We start from the raw sequence: 9,488 nt of genomic DNA, 5'->3' as shown, positions 1-9,488 counted from the left end.
CACCCCATCCTGACGCACAGGGCTACACGGACGGGCGCGAACGGTGTCGCGCAGGTCGACGTGCGTGGGGTGATTGCGACAGCGTTCGATCATTTTGATTCGCGTGCGGGGGATCCGCAGTTGCATACGCATGTGGTGATCGCGAACCGGGTGCAGGCCGCGGACGGGAAGTGGCGCACCGTGGACGGCAGGCCCCTGCATGCTGCTGTCGTGGCCCTGTCCGAGCATTACAACGCGGTCCTGGCCGATCACCTCACCCGCGTGTTGGGTGTGGAGTGGGAGGTGCGTGCGCGGGGCCGCGATCGCAACCCTGCTTGGGAGATCACCGGCGTCAGTGATGATCTGATAGGGGAGTTTTCCTCCCGGACGGCGGCGATCGAGACGGAGAAGCAACGCCTCATTGAGGAGTACATCGCCCGGCACGGGAAGCACCCATCCGATACGACAATTATCCGGTTACGGCAGCAAGCGACCCTCGCCACCCGGCCCGAGAAGGAAGTGCGCTCTCTCGCGGACCTGACTACGGAGTGGCGTGACCGTGCCACTCAGGTGCTGGGGGAGGACTGCACCACCTGGGCGATGACCCTGATCCAGTCCGGCACGCACATTGGTGTCCTGCGTGCGGACGACCTTCCGTTGGAGCAACTTGGCCAGATCGGGGAGGCGGTGGTTGCGCAGGTGGGGGTGAAGCGTTCGGCATGGCGACGCTGGAATCTCTACGCGGAGGCATCCCGGCAGACGATGGGGCTCCGATTCGCTTCCACCAACGACCGAGAAGCCGTCATCGGGATGATCGTCCATGCCGCAGAACAGGCATCGTTGACCCTCACACCCCCGGAACTGCTGAACCCGCCGGCGGAGTTCACCCGCGAAGACGGGTCGAGCATGTTCCGCCCCAAGCATCACACGATCTACTCCTCCACCCGCATTCTCGACGCCGAAGACACCCTCCTCGAGCTCTCACGCACCACCACCGCCCCCACCGTTCCTCTGCGAACTGTCGGAGGCGTCGTCGCCCGCCCCGACGATCGTGGGATCACATTGTCGGTGGAGCAACAGACGGCCGTGGAGAAGATCGCCGTCTCCGGCCGCACCATCGACCTCCTCGTCGGACCCGCCGGAACCGGGAAAACGACCACGCTCGGCGCGTTGCGCCGCGCATGGGAGAAAACGCACGGGGCGCAGAGCGTGATTGGATTGGCGCCCTCAGCTGCAGCCGCGGAAGTACTTGCGGAAGATCTCGGGATCGAGACAGACAACACCGCAAAATGGCTCCACGAACACGACCACGGCCGCTGGAACCTGACCGCCGGTCAGCTTGTCATCATTGACGAGTCCTCACTCGTCGGCACCCTCGCCCTCGAACGCATCACCACCCATGCCTCGGAGGTTGGTGCGAAAGTCGTGCTCGTGGGGGACTGGGCACAACTAACCGCCGTCGACGCCGGAGGCGCGTTCGGGCTCCTCACCCGAGACCGCGGCGACGCCCCAGAACTCGCGGACGTACGACGGTTTCACGCCGACTGGGAGAAACGGGCGTCCCTGCAACTCCGGCTCGGCAAGACCGACGTCATCGACACCTACGACGATGAAGGCCGCATCGTCGGCGGCGACTACGAAGACATCCTGGAAGCGGCCTACCGGTCCTGGTACACCGACATCGCGGACGGCAAGACCAGCCTTCTGATCGCCGAAACGAACGAGACAGTCACCGAGCTCAACACCCGAGCACGCGACGACCGCATCCTCGAAGGCCACGTCACACCACACGGCAACACCCTCCGCGACGGCACCCAGGCCGGGACCGGGGACATCATCATCACCCGCAAGAACGACCGACGCCTCTCCACGGTCAGCGGATCGTGGGTGAAGAACGGGGACCGGTGGCGCGTCACCGCACACCACGACGACGGCTCCCTCACTGTCGCCCGCGCAGACGCACGCAACGCCACAAGAGTGCTCCTCCCCGCCGCGTACGTCGCCGAGCACGTCGATCTCGGATACGCCGTCACCGCGCACAGGGCGCAAGGCTCCACCGTCGATACTGCCCACGCGATCGTGCACTCCTCCTCGATGACGCGGGAGAACTTCTATGTCGCGATGACCCGCGGCAGGGCATCTAACACCGCTTACGTCGCCACCGACGAAGCACACCTCGAAGAGCATCAGCTCTCCGACGGTGAACCAACGGCCCACAGTATTCTCTATGGGGTTCTGCAGCACGAGGGTGCGGAGAAGTCCGCTCACGAGACGATCGAGGCCGAGCATCAAGCATGGGCTTCTATCGCGCACCTCGCAGACCAGTACGAGACGATCGCGCAAGCGGCCCAAGCCGAGCACATCACCGAACTCCTAGAAAACACGGGACTTGAATCTGACGTTTTAGCGCAGATCACCGACTCCGAGACGTTCGGATCGATCGTGACCACGCTCCGGCGAGCAGAAGCCACCGGACACCAGCCCGAACGCCTCATCACCCGCGCACTCAAAGCCGGCCCTATCGCAAGCGCTGACGATCCCGTGAGCCTGTTGCGTCACCGTATCCAGCAGCTTGCGACCCGCACCACGCCCGGACGCCGCATCAGCCAGCGTCGCCGGTTCATCGCTGGGTTCATCCCCGAAGCCACCGGCCCCATGCCCGCCGATATGCGACGTGCTCTCGACGAACTCCACAAACACATCGAGGACCGCGCCGAAGTTCTCGCCGACGAAGCAATCAACACTCGCCCGGCATGGATGAATGGCCTTGGATCAATACCGCAGAAGGGCACGGACGCCTGGGAAAAGTGGAAGATGAGGCTCCGAGTTGTGGTGGCCTACCGTGACCGCTATCGCGTGGATGCCGACACGTTGCTTGGGTCGCGATCTGATGACACCCAGCACCGGCTGGATCGGGAACGCGTCGAAGCTCTTCTCTCGGCTGGCGCGGGGAACGTGCCCCCGCCGGGCGCCGCGGCGGTATCGCGAGAAGGTCTTCAGCGCTGACGGCGCATGGACGCTGGCACTCGCGGCTGGGATCATTAGTGTATGGACAGCCATGGACCCGCGACCGATCTGTTGGAGTCCTTCCGGCGCGCACGGCGAGCGGCCGAATCGCACATGAGATCCAACGAAGACGCGGGCGAGACATGGAACGAAACCACGATCACCGACATCATCCTGCAGCACGCGCGACCATTCGTGAAGTCGGCGAAGTTCAATCAGAATCAGGAAGGCATCACCGGTGCTGATTGGGTGTGGTGGTGGCTAGACGACGCAGGCGAGGCCTTTGGAATGCTGGTACAGGCCAAGCGTCTCCGCATCGGCACAAAATGGGCGATTGACTTCCCCTACCCTGGCGACTGGCGCCAATACAAGAATCTATCGGCCACCGCAGCTGAACTCGATCTCGCCCCGACCTATGCGCTGTATCTGGGCACCCAGCAGTACCGGGCTCCTGTAACGTGCCGCAGCAGCGCACATGTCGAAGACGACTGTGAGCGATGCGCGATGGAGGCCGTCTCTCTTCTCCCGGCACTGCTCGGCACGATCGGGGGAGGGTTCGATCAGACAGACGGAGAAGCGGCCTATCGCGCTTCGCGCCCGCTTGAGTCATTCGCCGACGCGGGTACCCATGTCGATCTTTCGCTCGAACTACACCTTGACCGCGTCGATCCAGAACTGCGAAGCTTCCTCCTCGAGCCACAGCACGGCGCTCGCCAGATCGCCAAGATGCTCTTTGACCGCGTCGCCGAAGCCAGGAAAGGTCAGTTCTCGCTTGCTACCGAAGAGCGGATCACTACCGATGCTCAGCAGATCTTCACCGAGTACCCATTGGACCGAGGGCATTTCGGGGCACCCTACTATCCCAACATCCTCCGAGGACTGAGACGGACACCACCGGCCTACGTCATGGATGCACTTGCTGGATTCGAGCTCCCAGAGGAAATCACGAAGAACACGGCCGGAATCGTCGTCATACAACTCTGAAGAGGCCCGAGAACGAGCCGCGTCGCTACCGCGGTCGTAGGACGAAGCTGATTTGCGAATCAGGCAGATCTATCTGCTGGTCTTCATCACGATGATCGGGTGGGCATGCTGGTGCCAGTAGTCCTTCCATGCCTGCAGTTGGGCTGGATCGGCAAGGTTTCCAGAGATTTGCGTCTGGCCCTCTCCGGCACTCAACGGGATCTGGTCCCAGCCCCCTTGGGTTCTTGCGAACCCCTCGGCCAAGCTCGCCCATGACGGGTTCGCGTAGCGGACCTCGGCGTCATGAAACGAGCCGATCATGACGCCCGTGCGGGCGCATTGGACTGGGCCGTGGGCGAAAGCCTGCTCTCTGAAAGAGAGACGATCTTCGTTGATCACAGCGCGTAACGCATCTTTGACATCCGATTGGAGTCCTTCTTGGTTGATCGCACTGGTGTAACTCCAGTCATCCTCCGAGCCATCGATACGGCGGATCCAGATCCCGCGTGCGTCGCGACGCACATATTGGATATGCCCTCCACCTAACGCCGTCCGCCTAATGAAGAACTCTTTGATGCCGGCCCCGATTTTTTCAGCCGCATCATCGTCACGGTCCAGGAGATCGTGGAGCACCGCAACATGAAGAGGATCAGTGATGACCTCTTCGAGGTCGTAGTGATCCTTGATCTCGTCCCGAACCCAATCCTTGGCCGCTTTGCGGGTCGGAAACGTCATGCTGGGCAAAACAACTGGCTTCGCGACACCCATGTCTCGGCCTCCTCGCGTATCCATACAGGATACTTCCCATCCCCGGTTAGACGCCCCATGGTTACAGGCCGACACAACAGTAGAATCGGCAGCATGTCCGACCTGTTGCCCAACGCTGAGCCTCTGGCTGAGATACTCCAAGGCGCCACCGAGCCAAAGAACGATGCCCGTGCCATCGTTGCGGCAGCCAGCGCAGCATCATCGGTCGACGAGCTCGACACGGCCATCAGCAGGCTCATCGAAACCTGGCGCACGTCATGACGCAGGCCAGGATCGTATCGCTGGAGGTGCGAGGATTTCGAGCATTCGGTACAGACATCGCGCGCTTCGAACTCGATGCGCCCGTAACTGTCGTGCACGGCGCGAACAGCCAGGGCAAGACCAGCCTCGCGGAAGCGATCGAGTTCCTGATATCCGGCCGCAGCAGTCGCAGAGATCTCCTCGGCGGCGCCAAAGCAGAGTACAACGACAGCCTCCGCAACGCTCACCTCACCGGAGGTGAGCAGGTCTACGTTGAGGCCGTCGTCAGGGTCGCAGATGGCTCCCTCCACACTGCACGCAGAAACCTCACCGGCGATTTTGGCCGCGGCGCAGAGTGCGATAGCGACCTTCTGATCGATGGCGACGAAGCGGAGGGCCTGTCCAGCATCGGGCTCTCGCTGGCAGACCCACCCGTGAGCGCGCCGGTCCTCCTGCAACACATACTTCGCCACGCCCTTTCCACTGAGCCGAAGCAAAGAGTCGCCTACTTCAAGTCTCTTCTCTCGCTTAGCGATCTCGACCTTCTCAGGGAGCGAGTCGCCGAGGGCCGGAAACGCTTGGAGCAAGAGCCGGACGGCTACTGGCTGCAGCAGGTCGCGACCCTTCCCGAAGAACTTGTCGACCTTCAGAATCGGCTCAGCTCTATCGCACGGACAGCGGAATCACCCAGCGATCTCGACGCCATCATCAGCGATGCTTTGCGAGATGCAGCCGAGATCGTCACCGGCGATTCGTACGTGTCACTCGCTGACGCCAAGGTAGCCCTTGAATCGCGGGTGAGCGCGAAGAGCGAAGCCGTTTTTCCTATCGCTGGGTTGCGCGCGCAGCCGATATCGACCCTCGACCTTGTCGCACCCGATACACGACAGTACGCCGAGGTCCTCTCGGCAGTCGACGTGGAGGTCGCGCGGCTCCAGCCCATCCTGGCAGCTGTGCTCCAGGTCGATGAGTTCGCCGCCGTCACCGCGCCAGTGGACTGTCCTGTGTGCGCCACCCCAGAAGCTCTAACGCCCGCCCGCATCGAAGTGTTGCGAGCAGAACTGGCTAGCGCCAAGAATCTCGATCAGATCGCAGCCGAGACGCTCGCCGCCATCGACCGTGCCCAGGATGCTCTTACGGTTGTCACCCGCTACATCACGACCGGGGTACCGCAAGCTGCGGACGCACCCGAGTCTGAGATCTCGCCTCTAGCAACCAAACTTGACTCGTGGGGACTCGACGCGGATCTTGTTCGTGACAGCTACGCGAGCGCCAGAAGCATCGCAGCTGACATACGCTCACTCACGCCAGATACACAGGCTGCCAGCGAAGCGCTGATTGCGCTCAGATCCGCCGTCCAGCGACGGCAACCGCTACCAAAAGTAGCTCCTGACTTCGCTGACCTCGACAGCAAGCTCCACTCGCTCCGACAGAAGCATCAGGCGTACGCCGTCACAATCAGTGCTCTCGAGCAAGCGGTCGCTCCCGTGATCACGCAACGAGCAGAGATCACCGACCAGCGCCAACTACTGCGGCTCTTCGACGCGGTCACCGGGCTGGGTGAAGACCTCACCCGCGCGGCGCAACGAGATAGAGCACTAACACGGGTGAGATCGGCAGAGAAAGAACTGCAGAAAGCTTCTGTAGCGTTACTGGACGCTCGCTTCACCGAGATGAGCGAGACCATCAAGGCCTGGTGGCTGACGATCCGGCCAGAAGAACTCGTCGACTTCCATGGAGTGAAATCCAAAGCCAGTGGCAACCGTTTCGTCAACCTCATCGCCGCCCTGCACACCGAAGCAGGCACAACCCCAGTCGAACGAGACGCGCTCGGGGTGTACAGCGATTCCCAACTGAACGCACTGGGGCTTTCAATCTTCCTGGCACGAGCCGAGCTATTGGGCTCACCCATTATCGTCCTCGACGATCCCATCCCAGGCAGCGACCCCGATCACCGACTCACATTCGTCCAGAACACCCTCACGAAGCTCCTTGACGCCGGAGTCCAAGTCATACTCACGACTTACGACGGGAAGCTCGCGAACTGGAGCAAGAGTTACCACGACCATCGTGGACTTATGTCCTATGAGCTCAATCTCGCAAGCCCTAAAGCAGGCACCGTGCCCACACAGACTTCGGACGTGTTCAGCCAGCTCATGCTCGACGCGGAAGACAATCTCAACGCTCCGACCGCTCGGGGCAGAAGAGCAGCGTGTGGCAGCTATCGCTCGGCCGCGGAACGGCTTGCGAAGCAGATTATCGCCACCGCACGCACCGAATCAGGCACACCCTGTTCTGTAGCGGACGTCGAGACGGAAGCAAGCGTCCTCGGGCAACTCGTGCCGCTTGTTCGCGGCTTCGCGCTGAGCAACGATGAGAAGGGAAAGTGGAACACGTTTTCAACCGTGTTGAACCCTGGCAATCATGACGACGATGTTCCTTCCACAACAGAACTCAAAGTCATGCGAGGAAACCTCCGTGCGATCGCGAAGTCGCACCGTGCCCACTGGGCGAACGGTCTGGTGGCGTAAGCCTCCACCGCTCGACATGACCCGCGAGGTTCGCAGTTGCTGACTATGAATATCAAAGCGACCGCGGTACGGACGATGGACGCATCTCCACTCCAGCGCGCACAATCTTGGACCGAACTGTTCCCGGGCTACACCCGAAACGCTCTCCGAGACGAACGAGAGACTCACCATTCTCGTAACGACGTGCAGCATCTTTGATTTCCGCTTCCGTCATCCTCCGAGGCGGAGCCGCGACGCCTGCCTCATACAGGATCTTCCGGACCGACGCTTTCGTGACCCGCAGGCTGCTAGCGATGTCCTTGACATACGTCCCGGCGTGAAATAACCGAATGGCTTCGGCTCGGTCCGTGTCCGTAATCTTCCGCCGCGTGATCGATGTACAAATCTGTCCCCGTGTGTCGACAGGCCCTGAATCGCTGGATCGCTGGATCTTTCCGTTCCTGACACCAGATGCGGCCCGGGCAAGGCGCTGAGTGGAGCCATCGTGTTTGACCGTCTTCGCGTCCTTTCCACCAAACGAAGAAGGGCGCCCCGCGTGGGCGCCCTTCTTCGTTTATACGGGGGACCGAAGCACCTTCTCGGGGTTATCGGCCAAAAAGAGTGGATGGGTCGGGTGTGTCATCCGCGTCCTGCCCATCCTGTTCTGAGCCAGAGGCCTTCGGCTGGGTCGAGGCCGGTGTCGTAGAGGGTGCGGCTGATCTGGTCGTCGGGTTCGGGGGCGACTGGTGGTTGATCGATGGGCCGGGCGAGGTCGAGGGCCTGCTCGAGCGGGAGTTCGTGCAGGGTGAGGAACCACTCGACCGCGCGGCGGCGGTGTTCTTCGGTCATGCCGCGGTGGCGGCGGAGCAGGTCTCGGATCTGCGCGTTGAGGCCTTCGAGCGCGCTGGTGGTGCGCGGGTTGCCGTAGGTGATGTGGGTGAAGATCAGGTCCTTGCGGACCACGAGCCGGACCAGGAGCCAGGCTTTGCGGAGCCGGTCGTGGGTGTATCCGAACCGGCCGTTGCGGAGCAGGGTGCGTTCGCTGGTGAGGTGCCCGAATGCCTGCCACCATTGCTCGAGTTGCAGTTGCCAGTCGATCGCGGTCTGTTCGTCGCGGACGCCGCTCAGGTCCATCACGAGGCGGTGCAGGGCACGGCCGGCGGTGGTGCGGGGGTTGCGGGTCAGGTGCCGGGTGGTGTTTAGCTGCAGGTGGAACAGACACCGCTGATGCACTGTTTCGGGCCAGCACTGACGTAACGCGGACGGCAAGCCAGAACCGCCGTCGGAGACGAGCACAGCCGGTGCGGGGATCTGTTCGAGTAATGCTTTCCAGGCGGCGGTGGTCTCGCGGGCGCACCACTGCCAGGCCAGGACCCGGCCCGTGCCAGAAAGCGCGATGAGTAGGCACCAGGTGCCGAGGGGGTGTCAGATGTTCTGTGTAAGTGAGGTTCGCCTCGAAGGAGAACATCATGGAGAGCATGGCTATCAGTCCGGAGCGCGAGGAGCGTCGTCGCCGCCAGAAAGAGCTTGCTGAGCAGTTGAAGTCGTCGGGAGCGATGGATGAGATCTTCGCGAAGATCGATGCCGGTACCCCGCTCACCGGCGATCAGGGACTGCTCGGCGGGATGCTCAAGGCTGCGCTGGAGCGCGGTCTGGAGGCGGAGCTGACCGAGCACGTCGGATATGAGCGTGGTGACGCGGAGGCGTCGCTGTATCCGAATTCTCGCAACGGCACGACGCCGAAAACGGTATCGACCGAGATCGGTGAGATCGATTTGTCGGTCCCGAGGGACCGGAACGGCTCGTTCAGCCCGATGCTGGTCCCGAAGGGTCAGCGGCGGCTGGATGGGCTGGACGGGATGATCATCTCGCTCTATGCCGGAGGGATGACGGTCCGCGATATTCAGCATCACCTCGCGAACACGATCGGCACCGACCTGTCGCATGAGACGATCTCGAAGATCACCGACCAGGTCGCCGACGAGGTCCTCGCGTGGCTGAATATTCGCTTCTCTGAGCGCC

The 9,488-nt window shown here is 62.2% G+C and carries 7 protein-coding genes; 5 read left to right on the top strand and 2 right to left on the bottom strand.

The genetic code is table 11. The features are described 5' to 3' along the window. Window positions 1-6: 6 nt before the first annotated feature. Complete coding sequence (mobF, locus tag B4F19_RS08755) at window positions 7-2,985, top strand: MobF family relaxase (protein WP_349675948.1); 2,979 nt, start codon at window positions 7-9, stop codon at window positions 2,983-2,985. A gap of 42 nt (window positions 2,986-3,027) precedes the next feature. After that, on the top strand, window positions 3,028-3,969 hold the full coding sequence (locus tag B4F19_RS08750; RefSeq protein WP_292734206.1) for a hypothetical protein: 942 nt from the start codon (window positions 3,028-3,030) through the stop codon (window positions 3,967-3,969). A 69-nt stretch (window positions 3,970-4,038) separates the two neighbouring features. Here B4F19_RS08750 and B4F19_RS08745 read toward each other — a convergent pair whose 3' ends face one another. After that, on the bottom strand, window positions 4,039-4,716 hold the full coding sequence (locus tag B4F19_RS08745) for a DUF3223 domain-containing protein (protein ID WP_292734203.1): 678 nt from the start codon (window positions 4,714-4,716) through the stop codon (window positions 4,039-4,041). Between the two features lie 93 nt (window positions 4,717-4,809). On the opposite strand from B4F19_RS08745, the gene B4F19_RS08740 reads away from it, so the two are divergent. Both B4F19_RS08740 and B4F19_RS08735 read left to right on the top strand, forming a co-directional pair. Next, window positions 4,810-4,977: a hypothetical protein gene (locus tag B4F19_RS08740; RefSeq protein WP_292734200.1), complete on the top strand. Its 168-nt coding sequence runs from the start codon at window positions 4,810-4,812 to the stop codon at window positions 4,975-4,977. After that, on the top strand, window positions 4,974-7,487 hold the full coding sequence (locus B4F19_RS08735; RefSeq protein WP_292734197.1) for an AAA family ATPase: 2,514 nt from the start codon (window positions 4,974-4,976) through the stop codon (window positions 7,485-7,487). Before B4F19_RS08740 ends, B4F19_RS08735 begins: the two co-directional genes overlap by 4 nt. 618 nt (window positions 7,488-8,105) lie before the next feature. Here the strand turns inward: B4F19_RS08735 and B4F19_RS08730 are convergent. Beyond that, window positions 8,106-8,864 (bottom strand): transposase, encoded by a 759-nt coding sequence (locus tag B4F19_RS08730; RefSeq protein WP_292734209.1) that lies wholly within the window; start codon window positions 8,862-8,864, stop codon window positions 8,106-8,108. Window positions 8,865-8,944: 80 nt separating this feature from the next. Between B4F19_RS08730 and B4F19_RS08725 the strand changes: the two genes are divergently transcribed. Continuing rightward, window positions 8,945-9,488: transposase (locus B4F19_RS08725; protein ID WP_422662292.1), on the top strand; the 544-nt coding region annotated here is incomplete at its 3' end.

The sequence above is a fragment of the Microbacterium sp. UBA1097 genome (assembly GCF_002313585.1).
Classification (GTDB): domain Bacteria; phylum Actinomycetota; class Actinomycetes; order Actinomycetales; family Microbacteriaceae; genus Microbacterium.
This window is presented reverse-complemented; position numbering and strand designations above follow the sequence as displayed.